At 32.1% G+C, this 21,416-nt stretch carries 23 protein-coding genes; 13 read left to right on the top strand and 10 right to left on the bottom strand.

The window, feature by feature from the left end:
- Window positions 1-140: 140 nt before the first annotated feature.
- The 6 genes from murI to hemG form a co-directional block, all read right to left on the bottom strand.
- The gene (murI, locus tag G8C41_RS05590; protein ID WP_166006593.1) at window positions 141-962 is read right to left on the bottom strand and encodes a glutamate racemase; all 822 of its coding nucleotides are present in this window, start codon (window positions 960-962) and stop codon (window positions 141-143) included.
- Between the two features lie 28 nt (window positions 963-990).
- On the bottom strand, window positions 991-2,124 hold the full coding sequence (gene hemW / locus G8C41_RS05585) for a radical SAM family heme chaperone HemW (RefSeq protein WP_166006591.1): 1,134 nt from the start codon (window positions 2,122-2,124) through the stop codon (window positions 991-993).
- A 341-nt stretch (window positions 2,125-2,465) separates the two neighbouring features.
- Window positions 2,466-3,203 (bottom strand): uroporphyrinogen-III synthase, encoded by a 738-nt coding sequence (locus tag G8C41_RS05580; RefSeq protein ID WP_166006589.1) that lies wholly within the window; start codon window positions 3,201-3,203, stop codon window positions 2,466-2,468.
- Between the two features lie 6 nt (window positions 3,204-3,209).
- On the bottom strand, window positions 3,210-3,851 hold the full coding sequence (locus tag G8C41_RS05575) for a DUF4271 domain-containing protein (protein WP_158254223.1): 642 nt from the start codon (window positions 3,849-3,851) through the stop codon (window positions 3,210-3,212).
- A gap of 24 nt (window positions 3,852-3,875) precedes the next feature.
- A complete protein-coding gene (locus G8C41_RS05570; protein ID WP_160542307.1) occupies window positions 3,876-4,751 on the bottom strand; it encodes a carbon-nitrogen hydrolase in 876 nt (291 codons plus the stop codon).
- 68 nt (window positions 4,752-4,819) lie between these two features.
- Window positions 4,820-5,359, bottom strand: coding sequence for a menaquinone-dependent protoporphyrinogen IX dehydrogenase (gene hemG / locus G8C41_RS05565; protein WP_166006587.1), 540 nt, complete (start codon window positions 5,357-5,359; stop codon window positions 4,820-4,822).
- Window positions 5,360-5,513: 154 nt separating this feature from the next.
- Here hemG and trhA point away from each other — a divergent pair, with 154 nt between their 5' ends.
- Together trhA and coaE are read left to right on the top strand one after the other, a co-directional pair.
- Window positions 5,514-6,140, top strand: coding sequence for a PAQR family membrane homeostasis protein TrhA (gene trhA, locus G8C41_RS05560; protein ID WP_166003351.1), 627 nt, complete (start codon window positions 5,514-5,516; stop codon window positions 6,138-6,140).
- A 7-nt stretch (window positions 6,141-6,147) separates the two neighbouring features.
- Complete coding sequence (coaE, locus tag G8C41_RS05555) at window positions 6,148-6,747, top strand: dephospho-CoA kinase (RefSeq protein ID WP_160567488.1); 600 nt, start codon at window positions 6,148-6,150, stop codon at window positions 6,745-6,747.
- Here the strand turns inward: coaE and G8C41_RS05550 are convergent.
- Window positions 6,740-7,954 carry an RsmB/NOP family class I SAM-dependent RNA methyltransferase gene (locus G8C41_RS05550; protein ID WP_166006585.1) on the bottom strand — a complete coding sequence of 405 codons (1,215 nt, stop codon included), beginning with the start codon at window positions 7,952-7,954 and terminating at the stop codon, window positions 6,740-6,742. The genes coaE and G8C41_RS05550 overlap by 8 nt on opposite strands.
- A gap of 130 nt (window positions 7,955-8,084) precedes the next feature.
- Here G8C41_RS05550 and G8C41_RS05545 point away from each other — a divergent pair, with 130 nt between their 5' ends.
- The 4 genes from G8C41_RS05545 to G8C41_RS05530 all read left to right on the top strand — a co-directional run bounded on the left by G8C41_RS05545 (window position 8,085) and on the right by G8C41_RS05530 (window position 10,843).
- Window positions 8,085-8,789, top strand: a complete 705-nt coding sequence (locus G8C41_RS05545) for an alpha/beta hydrolase (RefSeq protein WP_166006583.1) — start codon at window positions 8,085-8,087, stop codon at window positions 8,787-8,789.
- A gap of 117 nt (window positions 8,790-8,906) precedes the next feature.
- Window positions 8,907-9,872 (top strand): PorP/SprF family type IX secretion system membrane protein, encoded by a 966-nt coding sequence (locus G8C41_RS05540; protein WP_166006581.1) that lies wholly within the window; start codon window positions 8,907-8,909, stop codon window positions 9,870-9,872.
- A gap of 16 nt (window positions 9,873-9,888) precedes the next feature.
- A complete protein-coding gene (idi, locus tag G8C41_RS05535) occupies window positions 9,889-10,413 on the top strand; it encodes an isopentenyl-diphosphate Delta-isomerase (RefSeq protein WP_166006579.1) in 525 nt (174 codons plus the stop codon).
- 19 nt (window positions 10,414-10,432) lie between these two features.
- Entirely contained in the window at window positions 10,433-10,843 is a 411-nt protein-coding gene (locus G8C41_RS05530) for a secondary thiamine-phosphate synthase enzyme YjbQ (RefSeq protein ID WP_166006577.1), read from the top strand.
- A 44-nt stretch (window positions 10,844-10,887) separates the two neighbouring features.
- Here G8C41_RS05530 and G8C41_RS05525 read toward each other — a convergent pair whose 3' ends face one another.
- The 3 genes from G8C41_RS05525 to G8C41_RS05515 are packed head-to-tail and all read right to left on the bottom strand — an operon-like array spanning window position 10,888 to window position 13,305.
- A complete protein-coding gene (locus tag G8C41_RS05525; protein WP_166006575.1) occupies window positions 10,888-12,126 on the bottom strand; it encodes a hypothetical protein in 1,239 nt (412 codons plus the stop codon).
- A gap of 11 nt (window positions 12,127-12,137) precedes the next feature.
- A complete protein-coding gene (ric, locus tag G8C41_RS05520) occupies window positions 12,138-12,857 on the bottom strand; it encodes an iron-sulfur cluster repair di-iron protein (RefSeq protein ID WP_166006573.1) in 720 nt (239 codons plus the stop codon).
- A 7-nt stretch (window positions 12,858-12,864) separates the two neighbouring features.
- Window positions 12,865-13,305 carry an RrF2 family transcriptional regulator gene (locus G8C41_RS05515; protein ID WP_166006571.1) on the bottom strand — a complete coding sequence of 147 codons (441 nt, stop codon included), beginning with the start codon at window positions 13,303-13,305 and terminating at the stop codon, window positions 12,865-12,867.
- A gap of 363 nt (window positions 13,306-13,668) precedes the next feature.
- Between G8C41_RS05515 and G8C41_RS05510 the strand changes: the two genes are divergently transcribed.
- Genes G8C41_RS05510 through G8C41_RS05480 form a run of 7 tightly spaced genes read left to right on the top strand, consistent with a single transcriptional unit; the run spans window position 13,669 to window position 21,415 of the window.
- A complete protein-coding gene (locus G8C41_RS05510; protein WP_255466913.1) occupies window positions 13,669-14,058 on the top strand; it encodes an RrF2 family transcriptional regulator in 390 nt (129 codons plus the stop codon).
- 48 nt (window positions 14,059-14,106) lie between these two features.
- Window positions 14,107-15,582: an MFS transporter gene (locus G8C41_RS05505; RefSeq protein WP_166006567.1), complete on the top strand. Its 1,476-nt coding sequence runs from the start codon at window positions 14,107-14,109 to the stop codon at window positions 15,580-15,582.
- Window positions 15,583-15,616: 34 nt separating this feature from the next.
- Window positions 15,617-16,972, top strand: coding sequence for an MFS transporter (locus tag G8C41_RS05500; protein ID WP_166006565.1), 1,356 nt, complete (start codon window positions 15,617-15,619; stop codon window positions 16,970-16,972).
- Window positions 16,973-16,988: 16 nt separating this feature from the next.
- Entirely contained in the window at window positions 16,989-18,044 is a 1,056-nt protein-coding gene (locus G8C41_RS05495; protein ID WP_160542293.1) for a respiratory nitrate reductase subunit gamma, read from the top strand.
- A gap of 47 nt (window positions 18,045-18,091) precedes the next feature.
- Window positions 18,092-20,314 carry a molybdopterin oxidoreductase family protein gene (locus G8C41_RS05490; RefSeq protein WP_160542292.1) on the top strand — a complete coding sequence of 741 codons (2,223 nt, stop codon included), beginning with the start codon at window positions 18,092-18,094 and terminating at the stop codon, window positions 20,312-20,314.
- A gap of 10 nt (window positions 20,315-20,324) precedes the next feature.
- The gene (locus tag G8C41_RS05485) at window positions 20,325-20,894 is read left to right on the top strand and encodes a 4Fe-4S dicluster domain-containing protein (protein ID WP_105297390.1); all 570 of its coding nucleotides are present in this window, start codon (window positions 20,325-20,327) and stop codon (window positions 20,892-20,894) included.
- 14 nt (window positions 20,895-20,908) lie between these two features.
- Window positions 20,909-21,415, top strand: coding sequence for a Rieske (2Fe-2S) protein (locus G8C41_RS05480; protein ID WP_105297391.1), 507 nt, complete (start codon window positions 20,909-20,911; stop codon window positions 21,413-21,415).
- Window position 21,416: the final 1 nt, after the last annotated feature.

The following is a 21,416-nucleotide window of genomic DNA, read 5'->3' as shown; positions in this document are numbered from 1 at the left end:
ACTCAATGAAAACATAGTAAATACTGAAATAACAATGCAATTTACGAATTTTTTTTAGAATTTTTTAATAGATATTTATTTTAGGGGTATAAAGGAACTTTTATTTATATAAATTAATAAAATCCTTTTTTGTTGATAAATTAATTTCTAATAATATTAAAAATATCAACAATTTTAAGATGAATGCAGCTTCCAAAAAATTTCTTTGCCAATTTAGAAAAAGTAGGCGTTAAATCGGAAACATAAAATTCATAGAAAGGATTTTTAGATTGTGAAGTCAATTTTTTATTTTCAAGGTCTTGTTTAATGTAATTGGCAACGATCAGCGGAGAATCAATAACCTGTATTTTATTTAAATAGAAATTTTTAACTTCATTAATAATGATAGGATAATGAGTACACCCTAAAATTAAAGAATCTATATTTTGTAGCTTTTTATTAGTTAAATACGTTTTAAGAACTATAGATGATATTTCATGATTATTAAAACCTTCTTCAATTACCGGAACCAGCAGGGGAGCAGCTAGTTCATGAACATTAATATGTGGATTTAGTTTTTGAATGCTTTTTTTATATATATGAGAAGATATGGTAGATTTGGTAGCTAACACACCTACATTTTGATTAAAAGTGAAGGCTACTTTTTCAGCTACGGGTGAAATAACATCATATACCGGCACATTTTTTTCATTTGCCAATGCAATCACTTCTTTTAAAGCGTTGGCAGTAGCAGTATTACAGGCAATAACAATAGCTTTGCAATTATTTTCGAGTAAAAATTTAGTTATTTTTATCGAATATTCGGTTATAACTTCTTTAGATTTATCTCCATAAGGCAAATGCTTTGAATCTCCGTAATAAATTAGACTTTCATGAGGTAACAAACGTTTTATTTCCTTCGCAATAGTAAGTCCTCCCATTCCGGAGTCAAAAATACCAATAGGTCGATCTTCTTCTTTCATTGGTGCAAAAATAAGTGTTTATAAGTTATTAATCAATGAAAAAAAATTGGGCAATAATTCCATCCGTAAAAAATAAAGATTCCGGATGAATAGTTACTATTTGATTGGATATTCTTACTTTTTTAGTTGCTTCAAGTTTCTTTAGTTCTTTATAAAAGTGTTTCATCAAAGAAGATGAAAATTCTTTCTCCAATTCATCAATATTGATCCCCCAAAGAGTACGTAGTCCCAACATGATTTTTTCATTAAAACGATCTTTTTCACTAATAACTTCTTCCTCATAATTGAGTATATTCTTTTCGATTGCTTTGAGGTATTTTATATTATGGGAAACATTCCAGCTTCTTTTATCTTTTCCATTATAGGAGTGGGCGGAAGGGCCTATTCCCAAATAAGGTTTATTTTTCCAATAGGAAGTATTATGTTGAGAAAAAAATGTTTCTTTACCAAAATTTGAAAATTCATATTGGATATACTTATGCTCAATTAATTTATTTCTAAGCGTTTCAAATTGAATCGCTTGTTTTTCCTCATCAATTGGTGGAAGTTTATTTTTTCTGATTTGAGCTTCAAAAGCGGTTTTTGGTTCAACTGTAAGCGCATAGGATGAAATATGAGGAATTCCTAAAGAGATAGCTTTTTCAAGAGTATACATCCATCTTTCATGGGTAGTAGTTTGTGCCCCATAAATCAAATCAATCGTAATGTTGTTAAAACCAATATCTTGAGCGGATCGAATAGATTGAATTGCTTCATCTGCATTGTGGTTTCGATTCATAAATTTGATATCCTCATCAATAAAAGATTGAATCCCAACACTTAGTCGATTTACAGGAGTTTGATTTTTGAGGAATTGAAGATATTCTACAGATAAATCATCCGGATTTGCCTCAAAAGTAATTTCCTTTGTTTCAGACATATCGTAATGTTCCTTAATTATAGTAAATAAGTATTCAAGTTCTTTATAATTAAGGATTGAAGGAGTTCCACCACCAAAATATATGGTCTCAATGGGGCTAATCAATTCATTTTTTCTTAAAATCAATTCTTTACCTATAGCTTGTATCAATTGTGATTTATAGTTGAATTGAGTTGAAAAATGAAAATTACAATAATTACATTTTTTTACACAAAAAGGAATATGAATATAAAGTCCTGACATAGTAAAATCATTGCAAAGATATTATAACTCAAGGAAATGTTGAATCATTTTAATTAATTTAACTTAAATTAATAAATGCTTTTTAAGCAAATGGTTATGTCATAATACCTGATAAATAGTATAATGTTGATTAAATTCAGTTATAAAAAGTAGAAAGTTAAAAAATGTGTATTATCAATGAATAAGTTTAATTGATATCGGAAGCTAAAGAGGTAAGTCTGCCTTACAAGTATTTAAATAGGGAATAAGTAACGCAAAGTTAATATGCAAGTAAGAACTAAAATAAAGTAAAAAAAAGCTCAAATTTAATTTTAAATTTGAGCTTTATATATTTTATAAATTTATTGTAAAAAATCATCCAAAGCTTTTGCCATTGATGGACTTTCTTTGGTTGGTGCAAAGAAGTTAACAGTTAATCCTGTTTCTTCAGCAGCTTGTTTGGTGGAATGACCAAATATACCGATACTTATGGAATCTTGTTTAAAATCTTTATAATTATCAAATAAGGATTTGATACCGGAAGGACTAAAAAATACTAAAGCATCGTATTCTTTAATATCTTTAATTTGTGAAGCCACATCGCTACTTACTGTACGGAAAAGTATAGCTCGGGTATAATCTACTCCTGATTTGTCTAATGCATCAGGGATATCCTGATTAAGCACATCAGAAGTTGGTAAAAGATATTTTTCATTAGGATTCTTCTTCAAAAGAGGAATCATATCTTCCGCCTCTTTCTCTCCAAAATAGATTTTTCTTTTTCGGTATACAATATATCTTTGAAGATATAAAGCAATAGCCTCAGATTGACAAACATATTTCATGGAATCGGGTACCGTAAATCGCATTTCATCGGCCAGTCTAAAAAAATGATCGATCGCGTTGCGGCTGGTAAATATGATTGCGGTAAAATTAGAAAAATCGATTTTTTGTAATCTAACATCTTTTGCATCAGCGCCCTGCACATGGATAAAAGGACAAAAATCAATTTTTATTTTATGCTTTTTTTCAATGTCAAAATATGGTGAACTATCGCCAGCGGGCTTTGATAGAGAGATTAAAACGGATTTTATTTTCATAATAAATTAAAATTTATCTCCTAAAAACACTAATTTTAAAACATATAGTGCCGGTAAGATTTCGAAAGCGCAAAGGTACAAAAATTCATAATAACCAGGAAGTTTTATTTGATTTTTAATGAAGAACATCAGCCAAATCCATTCTGTAACCAGTAAAAATGATAGCGTTCCTACCACAAGATAAGGAGCATATTGAACCGAAATATCTGTATAATATATTGTAAAACAAAGTAGTATTGTAATAAACAATTTGATAAACAAAAAGATAAATCGATTATTATAATTAATCTGATATTCTTTGTTTTTTCCTAATATCAAAAGAAAGCCGTTTCCTAACGTATAAGAAGATACTTGATATATGGTTAAAATTACAAATAATGAGATTAATTTTAAAGCTTCCGTATTGTAAAAAGGAATTACTACCGTAAAAAAAGGAAGAAGAGTTAAAGCTAAAATAACTGTATAAACAAAACTACATATAGCAACATACAAAGTAAAATTCTCATTTTCGGTAGGTATGGACCTAAAACGGAAAATGGGTTCATCTTTAGGAATTAATAAAAATCTCGAAATAATCAATAATAGTAAAGATCCTAAGAGAATAAAATTTACCAGATTGTCCCCTAAAGGTATTTTTGTTATTTCCAAAATTTAGATGATTTACTCTATAAATTAATCTTCATCAATAAAACGTTTGGTAATAGGAGAATAAGAGTCAATACGACGATCTCTTAAAAAAGGCCAATGCACTCGGTAACTGTCAGATTGTTCGGTTTCAATTTCCACAACCATAACCTCTTCGTTTTCATGAGAAGCTTGTTGTAAAATAGTGCCGAATGGATTAGAAACAAAAGATCCACCCCAAAATTTCATCGCGCCGTCTTGTTCATATCCCACACGATTAACACTTACTGTATGCACTCCGTTGGCAATTGCATGACTTCTTTGAATGGTTTGCCATGCATTATATTGTTCGATGTTGGTGTCTTCATCTTGAGTAGAAGCCCAACCAATAGCTGTAGGATAAAATAGAATTTCAGCACCCAATAAAGCCGTAATACGAGAAGCTTCGGGATACCATTGATCCCAACAAATTAATACTCCAATTTTAGCATATTTGGTTTGAAAAACCTTGTATCCTAAGTCACCCGGAGTAAAATAAAATTTTTCATAATAAGCAGGATCATCAGGAATATGCATTTTGCGGTATTTTCCCAAATATTGACCATCGGCATCAATAATTGCAGTAGTATTATGGTATAATCCTTTGGCTCTTTTCTCAAAAAGAGAAGCAACAATAACTACATTTAATTCAGCTGCTACTTTTCCCAATCGGTCCGTAGTGGGGCCGGGAATAGTTTCAGCTATTTTAAAATTATCGTAATTTTCAACATCACAAAAATACAGGGATGTAAATAACTCTTGAAGACAAACTATTTGAGCACCTTGTGAAGCTGCTTTTTTAATTCCTTCAATTGCTTTCTCTATGTTATTCTCAATATTATTGGAACAGCTGGATTGTACCAATCCGATTTTTACTTTTGCCATTACTTAAAAATATATTTTCAAGGTTTTTTCACTTACAAAAATAAGTTATATTTTATAAATTATAGTGTTCAAATAGCATCAATTTGAGAATTAAACTCGTTGGCAAAATTTTTAACCTGTTTCCAATCTGTGTATTCAATTACGGTTGAAGAGTCAGTAGGACCTTTAGTCATTGTCATAATTAGCTGAATCATGAGCCTGTCGAAAGTTGAATAGGCAGGATAATTTAATAAGCCACCAAATAAACCTATAAGGTTTGGTTTCCATTTAATTTTATTTAAAAATTTTTTAGCGTATGGATTATTTTCAACCAATCTTCTTTCTTTATTTCTTGCTATTAAACTTATTGAGAAAAAAGCATTCGGCATCGAACTTAGTTCTTGAGAATGAGTATTGATATAATTTTTTACTTTATTTCTATGGAATCCATACCGAATACTAGCCCCGATAATTACACCATCAAAGTTAGAAAGAGAGGGAATTGGATCATTAATTGATACTATAGTTACCGTCGCCTTTAAATTAGCAGCAATAAACTTGGAAATTTTAATGGTATGACCATCGGTAGTAGAATATATAATCAAAACTTTTTTTTCTTTTGATGACATATGACAATAAAGTTTTTAGTGACTGCAAAATTACTTATAATAAATGTAATAGCCGGTATGTATGAATAAAGCTTTCATGAATAAGAAGTGTTAAAAATTACAAAATTAAATTTCAGATAAATATATTTAGTAACTTTGTTAAAAGTTAAAGGTAATGACTCAAATAGCCAGAGATAAACAAGAAATTTTAAATACTATTTCGCATGGAATGGGAATTGTATTGGGTATTGTCGGACTAATATTTCTATTAGTAAAAAATAATAATAGTAGTATATACAGTACTTTAAGCATTTGGACGTTTGGTCTTTCGCTCATCATCTTATATACCTCTTCAACCATCTATCATTTTTTTGTGAATGAAAATTGGAAAAAAAAAGCTCGCGTTTTAGATCACATGAGTATATTTTTACTGATTGCAGGAACATATACGCCGATTTGCCTGATTACATTGGAAAAAAGTTCGGGATGGACGCTTTTTACTATCGTTTGGACCATAGCAGCTTTAGGTATTATCATGAAAATTTTTTTGACCGGCAAGGTTGATAAGTTATCTTTACTTCTTTATTTGGTTATGGGTTGGCTTTTGGTATTCGACATTAAGAATATCGCAAATTCTATGACTTCTCAGGCTTTGCTTTTTTTAGTTCTGGGAGGAGTCTTATACACTCTGGGAACTATATTTTATGCAAGGGATAAGATGCCTTATGCTCATTTTATATGGCATTTATTTGTTTTAGGAGGAAGCGCATCCCATTACGCTATGGTATACTATATTATATAAATTTTTAATGAAAATAGTTGGATTAACAGGAGGAATGGGGGTAGGAAAATCGACGGTAGCCAATTTATTTGAAGATTTTGGTTTTCCGGTGTTTAATTCCGATACAAGAGCAAAGGAACTAATGGTTGAAAATGATGAGCTCAAAAGGAATATAATTTCACTTTTAGGGCAAGAGGCTTATGAAGGAGACACATTGAACCGAAAATATATAGCAAAAAAAATCTTTACCGATAAAGAACTTCTTAAAAAGCAGAATCTTTTAGTTCATACTGCTTTGCAACAAGACTTTCAGTTATGGAAAAGTAAACAGAATGCCCTATTTGGAATCAAAGAAGCAGCCATTTTATTTGAAAGTGGTTCTTACAAGGATTGCGATTTTACGATAGCTGTTACTTCTCCCGATTCTCTACGGATGCAAAGAATACTATCCAGAGATCATTTATCCGAAACTGAAGTTAAAGAACGTATTCAACATCAATGGCCTCAGAGTAAAATTGTAAAATTATCCACCTTTCATATAAATAATGATTCGGATTATGAAAATTTAAAGAATCAGGTCATTCAAACCGTCAATATCTTAAAAAGTAAATGCAAACAGACTAGCTAGTTCGGACGATTTTAGCCATATAAAACCCATCAAAACCACAAACGGATGGCATCAATTTTTTCTCTTCAATCAACTGATAATTAGAATTTTCTTTCAAAAAGTTTTTTACTTGTAAAGAATTCTCAGATGGTAAAATGGAACAAGTTGCATAAACTAAGATTCCGTCTTTTCTAACAAGTTTGGAATGGTTTTGCAAGATTTGTCTTTGTTCCTCTCTAACACGGCTTATAAACTCTTCATTTAATTTCCATTTTGCATCCGGATTACGTCTTAACACTCCCAAACCGGAACACGGAGCGTCAATGAGTACTCTATCTGCGCTATTTTCAAGTCTTTTTAATGTTTTAGAATCTTCAATAACTTTAGTTTGTATATTGTGAGCACCATTTCTGCGAGCTCTTTGTTTTAACGTTTGCAATTTCCATTCATGAATATCCATGGCAATAATTTGGCCTTTGTTTTCCATTAAAGCTGCAAGTTGTAATGTTTTACCACCGGCTCCTGCACATGAATCGATAACTCTCATCCCGGGTTTTACGTCAACAAATTCTCCCACTCTTTGTGAAGACGCATCTTGAATTTCAAATAAACCGTCTTTAAAAGCTTGTGTTTTGAAAATATTTTTCTTCTCTTCCATTATAAGAGCATTTTTGTATCCCCTGATAAAATCAACAGTTATATTTTCTTCACTCAAAACGTCTTTAAGTTCTTCTGCTGTGATTTTAAGAGTATTAGCTCTTAAGATAGTTTGTGCCGGAACGTTTAAAGCTTTTATTTCTTGGCTCCATGAATCGCCCAATTCTGATTCCAACACTTTTTGCATCCATTCAGGAATAGAATATTTTATGGCTAGAGTGGGAAAGGGAAGTTTAAAACGATCCTTAATCTTTTTTATATATACTTTTTCGAATTCAGGAAAAGGTTGAAGCTCAATTTTATTACGGAGTAAATACGTGGCGATTATACTATCAATAGATTCGGGAGATAGCTTCTTATTTGCAAAAAATTCCAATTGGTTTTTCCAACGTATAATCTCATAAAATGATTCAGAAACAAAGCCACGGTCTTTGCTGCCCCATTTTTTATTGAATTTCAGGGTTCTTTCCAGCACCTTGTCCGCGTATTTATTTGGCTCGAAAAAACTTTCTTCTAAGGCTTTATGTAAACCTATTATTAAATTTCTGTGTAACTTTATCTTTGGAATCATTTCGTATGAAAATATTTGCAAATATATAGGTTAATTATAACATGTATCAATATTTAAGCTAATGCATTGTACAATAAAAAATACATTTGTATTATAACAGTAATTACTTAACTACAAAATAAATAAAACTATGAAGGTATATTTCATTCCGGGATTAGGAGCAAAATGTCAATGTTTCAAGTTCATTAAGCTACCTGAAGGATTTGAAAAAATATATATAGAATGGCATCTTCCTGAAAAAAATGATAGTTTATCTACTTATGTCCGAAAGATGTCAGAAAAAATAGATCAATCCGAACCTTTTATATTAGTCGGTTATTCTTTTGGCGGTGTCATTGTTCAAGAAATGAATAAGTTTATGAAACCGGAAAAAACCATACTGATAGCAAGTATGAAAGATAAAATCCAAATTCCTGAATTATTTAAAATCTTAAAGAAAATTAAATTCGCAAAATGGTTTCCCATGAAATTTTTTACAGGAAAGAAAATGCTTTCATATGCATTTATGAGATCCGTCTATTTTAATACAATACCATCCAAAAAACAAAAAAGAAATCAAATTAAGTTAGACGAATTTATGGTAAATTTAAATTCAGAGTATTTTAAATGGTCCATTGATCAAATTGTAAATTGGTTACCCGAAAAAGAATGTGAAAAAATATATCAAATTCATGGAACAAAAGATCTTATTTTTCCATTCAAGAAGATACATACCAGTTATGCTACTACCCAACAACCCCATCTTGAAATAATAGAAAAAGGATCCCATCTTTTAGTATTGGAATTACCAAAAAAAGTGAATAAAGCATTAGAAAATATAATATTAAATGAATAAATAATAAAAATTGATGAAAAAAAAATTAAAACATTACTAATACTTAAAATATTTCTTTTTTTAGTAAGTTTGTACAATATATAAACGTTTATTTAGATTCTAATTTAATAATTGCTAATGAGATCATTTCGACTTTTTTTATTTTTAATGCTATCATTTTTTCTAACTAAAGTAAAATTATATGGACAACAAAGTATTCCTTTTGATCAACAATATCTCTTGTCGGATAAAGTGTTGATTAATCCGTCGTATACAGGATCTACCGATGATATTGTATTAAAAGCTACGTATCATCAACAATTTAGCAATTTTAATGAAAGTCCGAATACCCAAACCATCAGTACCCATTTCAATGCTTTTGACAGGGTAGGATTGGGGGCTTACTTTTTTAGGGACGAAAACGGTCCGATTACACTAACAGGAGCTAATATTTCTGGAGCCTATCATATTCCTTTAACGGATGAAGAGAACAGATCGGAAAGTCAGTTTTCATTCGGTACTTCGTTCAGTTTTTTTTCACAATCATTTGAATATTCCAAATTGAGACCCGAAGATGCGAATGATCCTCTATTATATGGTGATAAATCTGTATTTTTGCCTTACCTGAATTTAGGGATGTCCGTAGCCTACGAAGGTTTCTTTGCAGGAGTCTCTGTACAAGACATACCTTTAGGGAAAAACAAACCGGTGGTAAACTCCATAGAACCTTCACCTTCTTGGTATTATTTGAATTTAGGCTATAATTGGGAATTAGTGGAATCCTTTTTTTTAGAACCCTCATTTATGATGAGCTTAAATACAAATTCCGAAAGAATGATGGATTTAAATTTGAAAGCTAAATATAAAGATGATTTCAATGCTTTTGCTTTAGGAGTTAGTTATAGAACAGCCAAAGATTCTCAAGTTAGCGGCGGTCTTTCCGTAACACCATTTTTACAAGCAGAATTAGGTGGGTTAAATTTTACTTTTGGATATAATTTTGGAATTACAGACGTTTTCAAAAAAGGAGGTGATGGATTAATGGTAGGTTTAGGATATAATATAGAAAACTTTATAAATCCGCAAGGATTTCGTTACAGATAGAAGAATTTTTGAAAAGATGACAGAATACGTAGTTTTAGTGAATGAGAAAGATGAGATAGTAGGTGAAATGGAAAAGCAAGAAGCCCATATAAAGGGTGAATTGCATCGAGCATTTTCAATATTTATTTTCAATAAAAAAAAGGAACTTTTAATTCAACAAAGAGCAAAAATAAAATATCATTCCTCTTTAAAATGGACCAATACTTGTTGCAGCCATCCTAGAATTGGTGAAAGTTATTTAGATGGAGCGCATCGAAGACTTAAAGAAGAATTAGGATTTGATTGTGAATTGCACAAAAAGTTCGATTTTATTTATAAAGCAGAGGTAGGGGACGGGCTTATTGAACATGAATATGATTATGTTTTCATAGGCCAATACGACGGAGAGATAGTTATCAATCCCTTAGAAGTAGAGTCCATAAAGTGGATAAACTTAACAGATTTAAAAAAAGATATTGTTTTGCATCCCTCTAATTATACTGAATGGTTTAAGATCATATTCGACAAATATGAAAAATATATTGAACATTGCACCGGTTAATTTTTAAACATTAAATCCGATGGTATCTCAAATAGAAATTGTGCTGAAAGAACGAGCCAGAGGTTTTCATTTGATTACGGATGAAATAATCAATAAATTACCACCCCTTCCTCCGATCGGAATACTCCATCTTTTTATAAAACATACATCTGCAGGCTTAGCCATCAATGAAAATGCCGATCCCGATGTCAGATTCGATTTAGAAAATATTTTTAATCATCTAGTTAAAGAAGGAGAACCTTACTATACCCATATTTATGAAGGGGAAGATGATATGCCTTCCCATGCTAAATCCATACTTTCAGGAGCGAGTGTATCGATACCTATAACCAATGGTAAACTTAATTTAGGAACTTGGCAAGGCCTATATTTATGTGAATTTAGAAATAGAGGAGGAAACAGAAAACTGGTTGCTACTATATTAAGCTAGTTCTGCCTTTTTTAACCCTTTTTTAATTTTTATTATTCGATACTTTACTGGATTTGGCTATTGCTTTTTAAAGAAAGATTAGCTTGATATAAATACATCAAATATAATCCAAAACTTAAAGGAAATAACAAGCTGATCCAAGACAAAACACAAGAATAATAAGGAATTGAACCTTTATCTAAATAAATGTAAAATCCTTGTATAAATAATAAACTTTCCGAAATAAAGAAGAAAAGTAAGAAAAAGAAAGTACCGATCTGTATAAGATTATTTCTGCAGTTAATCCATTGACATTGTATCAAGAGTAAAACAACAGCTAAAGTTGTATACATTCCAAGAACTTCCAAATGTATAAATCCTATACGTAAATTTTTAATTTCATGAGATAATTGAGCCATTTCCGGTACTAAAAGAAACAGTTGGAGAACGTTTTTTGCAACAAAGGAAATTACAAAACAACCGTATAAAAGATATAGGATATAATCATTTTTTTTACTAATTTTTACAAAAAAAGGATGAATATACTTTAAATACAATACTAAAGCGGCAATGTTACAAAGAATCCCTAAAGAGTATACAAAATAAATATAAATCGAATGAAAATACCAGCTAAGAGGTAAGCCAAATGTTAAAAGTATACCTCCTAAAATCAAAATATAAAAATACCTGGCAATTTTAGGCGGAATCCTTAAAGATTTTATTGTAATCAATCGTAATAATAAAGCCAAAGAGCCCAATAAAAACCAACCGTTGATTTGGAAATGTAGATAAAATTGTATGCAAATAGAATACAATACAGAGTTCTTACCTAATGTTCCCATTGTAATCCCCAGTCCCCAAATTCCAAAAGAAGATATGAGCATACAAGTTAATGCAGATCTAAGAAAAATAGAATTCAAATCATTCTCTTGAGTAAGATTCTTAAAAGTTATAAAGCAGAAATAATAAGAACATAAAATATATATACCGGAAAACAATATAGAAAACAAGCCATAACCTTGAATCGGAAAGCTCAATAACATTCCCAAAATAGTTATTTGAGTAATCCAAAATAAGGCAGAATAGGAGGATAAATTTTTTTTGTTTTGAGGGATAAAATACAGATAGATTAATACATAATATATTTGATACAATCCTCCCAGCATAGCAATATGAGAATGAGTATGTAAAAAATTACCATACGGAAAACTTACCTCATAGTATTGAAATATCCTGAGTAAAAATCCCAGAACTCCGGCAACAAATACATTTAAAAAGCTTACAAATATCCACTTTTTAATCATCGTTTGTATTATCAGTTCAAAGAAGATTCCAATTGTATAGCTTTTGGAAATAAAATATTATTTTCCAAATGAATATGTTTGTGTAAATTTTGCTCAAATTCATCCAGCATAGCAAAAGATACACGATACGTATTGCAAGCCTCCATGGGAGGAGTATAATTTTGAGTTAATTCGCAAATTCTTTTAAATCGTTCACCTTCAATGTCATGATCGTGCTTCATCATCTCAATAGGATTTTGTACAGTACCAAAATGAGGAGTTACAAAGGGTAAATTTTTATTTTTAGCTTCATTTAATTGACGGATAAAAGGAAATAAAATTCTTTCCTCCTTTTGTATATGTGCTTCTAAATCGTTTACAGAGGCTTCAAATAAATGATAAACTTCTACTAATTCGGGATGCCTAAAACCATGAACTTTTTGTACTTTATTTAAAAACTTTAACAATGAAGGACTTTTTTCACGAATATATTGATGATGGATTTTTTCAATATAATCTGCCAATAAATCCAGCGGCCAAGATTTAAAATCAATGTTTTCCTCGCGAACAGCTATTGCTTCATTGAGTTGATCGGTTAATTCTTTGATATCAATTGATTTTTTATCACAAGCTTGTTCGATGGTTCTATCTCCTTTACAACAAAAATCGATACCGTATTTTGAGAAAACGGAAGCTGTTTGATAATTTTCTGCTACAATTTCTCCAATAGTTGCGTTCCAATTATGTTCCATATTATAATTAATTTGTTATTTTTAAAAAAGTTAAACCGGAAATTACATCCCTAATCATATCTTCAATACTGATTGATTGGAGAGTATCCTGTAATTGATTCCGAATAGCCTTAAATTTATGGTGAGCAGGGCAAGGGTGATTCTCCGAGCATTTGGGTAATCCCAATGCACATCCCGTAAAAATTGAATCTCCATCAGTAGCTGATACAATGTCGTATACTTTAATTTCCGATAAAGAATTAATAGGAATACTAAACCCACCCGAAGGTCCTTTATGGGAAGTAATTATATGATGCCTAACTAAAGTTTGTAAGATTTTAGCGGTAAACGCCTCCGGAGAATTAATTTCTGCAGAAATATCTTTCAAACCCGGTTTATTTCCTTTAAAAGATTGCGCACCAACAAATATCGTCGCTCTAATAGCATATTCACAGCTCTTCGAAAACAATTTCTAGATATTTAAATTGTGCCAAAGGTATAAAAAAAATAATAAAGGACAAAAATATCTTTTATTATATAGAAAATTATCAATATTTATATGGGATAAAAATACTTGATTTACAGAATAATAAATTAAATTAAGGTAAATATTAATATATAAATTGTAAAATAAATATAAAATATTCATACATGTATCTTAAAAAAACATAATAATATTAAATGGTGTATTAAGTTAAGAAATTGAAAATGAATCAGTTATTTATAATCTTTTTAAATATTGAAGATAATAGGATATAAAAGTCTTATTATAATTTTTAAATTTGTATATTTGTAGAAATAAAACTATGTTTAATTTCTGCATTAGAAAATAATGTTTTCAAAAACAAGTGAATACGCAATTAAAATTATGATATATCTAAGTGCTAACAGTACAGTAGATAATTTGCGTCAAGTCAAAGAGGTAAGTGAAGCATTAGGCACTCCCGGGCCATTTACTGCTAAAATTTTGCAGCAATTGGTTAAAGCAGGTTTATTGTTTTCAATGAAAGGTAAAAACGGCGGGTTCACTTTAAGCAGAGAACTGGGGGAAATCAAGATTTCTGATATAGTTATAGCGGTAGACGGAGAAAAATCTATAAATCGATGCCTTTTAGGTTTAAAAGATTGTTCTTCAGAAAACCCTTGTCCTTTACATCATAAATTTTATAAAATTAAAGACGATTTTAAAAATTATGTTTTGGATTCAACCTTAGAAGTCTAACAATTAACTATTATACAACTATTAACTATTATTAAACTACTTTATTAAATGAGCACTAAATTACTTCAATCTCACAAAATACTTTTTTTAAATACATTAGCCTTTACGGTTTGCTTTGCCTGTTGGACACTCAATGGTGTTTTAGTAACTTACTTAGTAGATAAAGGCATATTTGATTTTTCTGTGGTAGAAACGGGATGGCTGTTGGGAATTCCTGTTTTAACAGGGTCACTTTTACGACTACCTATCGGAATTTTAACGGATAAATTCGGCGGTAAATATGTATTTGCAGGTTTACTTCTGTTTTGTTCCATTCCTTTATTTTTACTGCCTATGGCCAAATCATTTTGGGTATTTGCTTTATTAAGCTTTTTATTTGGATTTGTAGGAACAAGCTTTGCTATAGGAGTAGGGTATACCTCTGTTTGGTATCCTAAAGAATGGCAGGGAAGAGCTTTGGGAATTTTTGGAATGGGGAATGCAGGAGCAGCTTTAACCACTTTTTTTGCACCGACTCTTTTAAACTATTTTTCAAAAAATGATCCCGATAACGGATGGAAAATGCTTCCGATAACTTATGCAACAGTGTTGTTGGTTATAGGAATTTTATTTTTACTATTTGCAAAAAATAAAAAACCGGCTGGAAATGCCAGAAATTTGAATCAGATGTTATCTCCATTAAAAAAAGGGAGAGTATGGCGTTTCGGTTTATATTATTTATTAGTATTCGGTTTTTTCGTAGCTTATTCTCAATGGTTGGTTCCCAACTTCATGAACGTTTATGGAACGTCTCTAGTAGTAGCAGGAATGTTTGCTTCTTACTTTAGTCTTCCTTCAGGAGTAATTAGAGCCTTTGGGGGATATCTTTCAGATAAATTTGGAGCAAGGAAAGTTATGTATTGGGTATTAGGCTCTTCTGTCGCATTAAGTTTCTTATTAATGTTCCCTAAAATGGATATTTATACGGATGGACAAGGAGTTTCTGCAGCCAAAAAAGGAATAGTAACTAAAATTACGGCAAATAGCGTAACTGTTGATACTAAAGAATATGTAATTAAAGAAAAAGAAGATAGAGCAGACAAGAAAAAAGATATATTTCCAACTAAAGAATCTTGGCAAGAAATTGTTGTAAAAGAAAACCAGCAGGTTAACAAAAAAGATTTATTAGCCAAAGGAATTACTGAAATCAGTTTTGATGCAAATATGTGGGTTTATTTAGTATTGGTAATATGTATAGGAATTTCTTGGGGAATAGGAAAAGCAGCTGTTTACAAACATATACCTGAATATTTTCCTAATGAAGTTGGAGTGGTAGGAGGCATGGTAGGCCTTATCGGTGGATTGGGAGGATTCATCGGACCAATTATTTTTGGATATTTTCTTAATTATACAGGATTGTGGACCAGTTCTTGGATATTAATATTTATTATTTCATTAACCTGTCTAATTTGTATGCACAGAGTAATATTAAAAATGACTCGTGAGAAAATGCCTGAAATTTATAATGATATAGAAAAAAAATAAAAGAATCAAATTATAACTTAAAATAAATTCAAATATGGGTACATGGCTAAAAGAATGGAAGCCTGAAGACAATAATTTTTGGGAATCTACAGGTAAGAAAATAGCTTGGAGAACATTGACAATAACTACAATATCCCTAACACTATCATTTATCGTATGGTATTTAATGAGTGGTATTGTAACTAAACTTCCGGGTATAGGTTTTAACTTTACCGAAAAAGAGCTATTCTGGTTAGCTTCACTTCCCGGATTAGCAGCCGGAACTTTGCGTATTGTCCATACTTTCTTAATCCCAATTTACGGGACAAGACATACGGTTACATTTTCTACCTTAATAAAATTAATACCGGTAATCGGTATAGCTTTAGCAGTAATGAATCCTGAAACTCCATTTTGGGTATTTGCTGTATTGGCTTTTACCATGGGATTCGGAGGTGGAGACTTTTCATCTTTTATGCCTTCAACCAATATGTTTTTCCCGGCTCGTTTAAAAGGAACAGCTTTAGGAGTACAAGCAGGTATTGGTAATTTTGGAGTAAGTATCGTACAATTTTTAACTCCGGCTTTATTGGGAGTAGCCATTGTAGGAGCTCCGGAAATTTTAAAAACTACCGATCCTATTACTCATGAAGTAACGACCAAACCAATTTATCTACAAAGCCCGGCTTTAATATATGCACCGATACTAATAATAATGACTTTAGTTTGTTGGTTTGGCTTACGAAGCATCCCTTTAAAATCATCTTTTAAAGAACAATTAGGGATTTTCAAAATCAAACATACTTGGTTTTGTACAATTACCTATTTTATGACATTCGGAACTTTCTCCGGACTTGCAGCAGCATTTCCTTTAATGATAAAATCATTATATGGAGACTTTCCGGGAGCTCCGGATCCGTTAAAATATGCATTTTATGGTCCATTAATCGGTTCTGCCAGTAGAGTAGCTTTTGGATTCGTTGCAGATAGAGTAGGAGGAGCCGTATTAACAACAATTACAGGTCTAGGATTTGCCGGTTGTATTGCAGTTATGATTACTATGGGATTGGTAGCACCGACTTCCATAGATCAATTTCCTTTATTTTTAGCTATGATGTTAACCATATTCTTTTTCTCAGGAATGGGAAATGCGGGAACTTTCAGACAATTTCCTATCATTTTCAAAGATAATCCGGTATATTCTGCAGGAGTAATAGGGTGGACAGCAGCTATCGCAGCCTACGGACCGTTTATCTTTTCAATGATTATTGGAGCTGAATTACAATCATCTAAAGCTTCAGGATTGAAAAGTGTAAATTCTTTTTTCTGGGGAATACTTATATTTTCACTTTTAGCAACTGCTATAAATTGGTATTATTATCAAAGAAAAGGAGCTGAAAGACCAAGCTAAATAAATCATAAAAATTATGTTTAAATCATTTAGTACACTTAATAAACCGGCATTATTAAAAGCAACTATTGCTACACTCTTAATTATTGCCTTAGTTTTTATAGGTTCGCGCAATCTTCAAAATTTTGACGCCGCATTAATAGCCTATTTATTTGGAGCTGTCTTTTGTGTATTTGGAGTAACCTATCGGTATTCCATTTGGTTGCAACGTCCGCCAACTAAAATGTATTGGAGACGTTCTTGGCAGTTTTTTTTCAGTAAGCATTTTATCGCTTATGCAATAAGAGGACTTAAATTATTTTGTCAAAATATACTTTTTCAAAAATTTATATACCCGAGAGGTCGAACCCGATGGATAGGACATTTTATGTTAGCCACCGGTTGTTTGATCGCATTTTGTATAACTTTTCCGCTAACTTTCGGTTGGATACATTTTACCTTAGAATCAGGTTCAATGTCCACCTATGAAGCTCATATGTTTGGTTTTAAAGTAATGGATTTTCAATTAGGATCTTTCTTTGCTTTTTTAGTATTTCATGCCTTGGTTTGGTGTTCTATATTAGTTATCATCGGTTCAATTATGATGATGAAAAGAAGGCTTACCAACGGAGGCTTAATAGCAACGCAAACATTTGACGGAGATTGGTTACCGCTACTTTTGTTGATAGCCATATCATTAACAGGAATAGGAATTGTTTTCGACTATACCTATTTGGACGGAAAAACCAATCAATTCATGTCAGTTTCTCACGCGGTTACTGTGATATTATTTTTAGTATGGATGCCGTTTGGAAAATTTTTCCACATATTCCAACGTCCGGCGCAACTAGGTGCCAATATATATAAAACAGAAGGTATAAGACAAGGTATGGCGGTGTGTCCTCACACCAAAGAGGAATTTGCTACCAAAATGCACGTTAATGACCTTAAAACTGTTACCAAAGAATTGGGATTTGACTTTACCTTAGAAGACGGTAGCAGTCATTTAGACTATAGCCCGGAAGGAAAACGATCAGCCCTTGCAATCGCTCACCTCAAAGCTAGAAAAGAATCCGGTAGTTTCTTCGGATAATAAAATAGAAACTATAGTAATTATAATGATAAAATAAAATTAATTATATGGCTAAATTACCTGTAGATGGAGATAAAATTATAGAGCAATTTGGACCTCATAAAAATTATACACCTAAAGAAGGTTTCAAAGGAATTTCAGATCCGGATAAACTTGTAAAAACACATTGTTGTTTTTGCGGAATGCAATGTGGTATTCAGCTAAAAGTAAAAGATAATAAAGTAATCGGATTCGAACCTTGGAAAGAGTTTCCTTTTAATGAAGGAAGACTTTGTCCAAAAGGTGTTCAGCGTTATCTGCAAGATAATCATCCGGATCGATTACTTCATCCGATGCAAAGGGTTGAAAACGAAGGTTTTAAGCCTATTTCTTGGGATGATTCATTTGACAAGATAATTTCAGAAATTCATAGAATTCAAGGGCAATATGGAAACAATGCCTTTGCTATGCTTTCAGGAGTTTCACTAACCAATGAAAAGAGTTACATGATCGGTAAATTTGCTCGTGTAGCTTTAAAAACAGCTAATTTGGACTACAACGGAAGACTTTGTATGGTTAGTGCCGGTGCAGGTAATAAAAAAGCATTCGGAATGGACCGATCTTCCAACAGTTGGGCAGATTTAAAACATGCGGAAGTTATCATGGTAGCCGGAGCAAATGTGAGTGAAACGTTTCCTACTTTAACTTATCGACTTTGGGAAGCCAGAGATAACGGTGCAAAGTTAGTGGTAGTCGATCCAAGAGTCACCCCGTTTGCCAGAACTGCAGACTTACATTTAGATTTACGTCCGGGTACAGACTCTGCTTTATATGGAGCTATACTTAAAATCTTATTTGACAATGATTGGGTAGACCATGAATTTATAGAAAAACACACCTCAGGTTTAGAAGAAACCTTACAGTCAATTCAAGATCATACGGTAGAATGGGCTGAAGAGGTAACCGGTGTTTCAGCAGATAAAATACGAAAAGCAGCCGAAATATGGGGTAAAGCCAAAACCAGCTTCTTATTACATGCCAGAGGAATCGAGCAACATTCCAAAGGGGTAGATAATGTAGTTGGATGCATTAATTTAGTGTTGGCAACCGGAAGACTTGGAAAACCTTATTGTGGTTATGGTACCATAACAGGTCAAGGAAACGGACAAGGAGGTAGAGAGCACGGACACAAATGTGATCAACTTCCCGGAAACAGAGATATTGAAAATCCTGAAGACAGAAAAGTAGTTTCCGAAATATGGGGAATCGATGAAAAAGATTTACCGCACAAAGGATACAGTGCTTGGGAAATTATTGAGGCAATCCATAGAGGAGAAATTAAAGGACTTATATCCATTTGCTTTAATCCTTTAGTTTCTTTACCTAATAATAATTACGTACGTTCTGCCTTAGAAAAATTAGAATTCTATGTAGCCATAGACTTCTTTTTAAGTGAAACCGCACGTTATGCCGATTTAGTTTTGGCAGGATCCCTGCAGGAAGAAGAAGAAGGTACGGTTACCACAGCAGAAGGAAGGGTAGTTCGTGTGCGTCAATGTGTAACCCCTCCGGGAGATGCCAGAACCGATACCAGTATTATTTTGGAATTAGCCAGAAGGTTAGGTGTAGAATCTTATTTTCCGTATAAAAACAGCGAAGAAATTTTCAATGAATTGAGAATAGCTTCCAGAAATAGTAGAGCTGATTATTATGGAATAACTTATGATCGAATTGAAAAAGAAATGGGAGTTTTTTGGCCTTGTCCCGAAATTGGACATCCGGGTACTCCTAGGCTTTGGGAAGATTATAAATTTAAAACACCTGATGGAAAAGCACATTTCAATCCGGCCCCTTATCGCTTATCTTCAGAAATGACCGATGAAGAATATCCGATTATTTTAACTACAGGACGGGTTGTTTCTCAATATCTAAGCGGTACGCAAACCAGAAGGATCGGAAAATTGGTGGACCAATATCCTGAACCTTTATTAGAAATACATCCTAATCTGGCACAAAAATACGGTATACAAGATAGTGATTTAATTCGAGTAGTAACTCGAAGAGGAGAAATGATAGTTCCTGCCAATGTAGTAGAAACCATCAGAGAAGATACCGTATTTATACCGTATCACTGGGGAGGAAAACATTCGGTGAATCAATTAACAATATCAACTTTAGATGCTGTTTCCAAAATGCCCGAATTTAAAGTATGTGCATGTAAATTAATTAATACAGGTAAAAAATTATCAAAAGAAGAAGAATCCAAAGCATTCCAAAGTTCAATTGGATAAATTAGAAAATATGGTAAGTACAGAATATAATAAAAATGTAGGCTTTTTCGTGGACATGCAAAGGTGTATTGGATGTCATGCATGTGAAATGGCGTGTGCTGAATGTGAAACTAACGGACAGGACAGTATGATCAATATCCATTATGTTGATCGTAAACATACCATACAAACCACTGTACAGGTTTGTATGCACTGCGATGACCCCGTTTGTGCTAATGTTTGTCCGGCTGATGCCATAACTAAAGATACTTTCGGTGTAGTACATTCAGCAAATACTTCTCGTTGTATCGGATGTTCTAACTGCGTAATGGCTTGTCCATTCGGAGTACCTAAAAAAATGGAAGAAGCAGAACTAATGATGAAATGTAATATGTGTTACGACCGTACCAGTGCAGGACTAAAACCTATGTGCGCAACGGTTTGTCCTAGTGGAGCACTATTCTATGGAACTTTAGAAGAAATAGAAGCAAAACGTCCGAACAGTACACCGGTGAATAAGTTTATTTTTGGTAAACAAGAAGTAGTTACCAAAGTAAATATTATGATGCCAAAAGGAAGTACCGAGTTAAAAGTTCACTAATAATATTGAAGAAAATGTCAAAAAAAGATAAAGAGAAACCCATTTGGAAAACAGATTTTCCTATAAAGCAGGATGAAGCAACGCATGTTTCAAGAAGAGAATTTGCAAAGTTTTTATGCCTACTATCCGGTGGATTAGCTATAGGAAACGGTGCAATAGCTGCTAAATCTTTATTATTTCCTAAAAAAAGGCTGGATGAAGAATATTTTGTTTGTAATTCAACAGAAGTTCCTATTGGAAAGATGAAAGCCTTTGTAATTAATGAAAACCATAAAGTACCCTATATACTTATACATTTAGGTGAAGATAAATGGAGATGTTTTGAACAAAAATGTACTCATTTATCTTGTGCGGTATTATATGATCACGATCAAAATAAAATCGTTTGTCCTTGTCATAAAGGGTTTTTTAATCCTGAAACAGGAGAAGTACTGCAAGGTCCGCCGCCAAGACCCTTACCACAACTGTCTGTTGTAATAAGAGATGGAAAAGTATACGTAACAGATAAAGATAAAGCCTAAG

The organism is Apibacter sp. B3706 (assembly GCF_011082725.1).
GTDB lineage: Bacteria > Bacteroidota > Bacteroidia > Flavobacteriales > Weeksellaceae > Apibacter.
The sequence above is the reverse complement of the archived record's forward strand: the minus strand, read 5'-3'. Positions and strand labels throughout refer to the sequence as shown.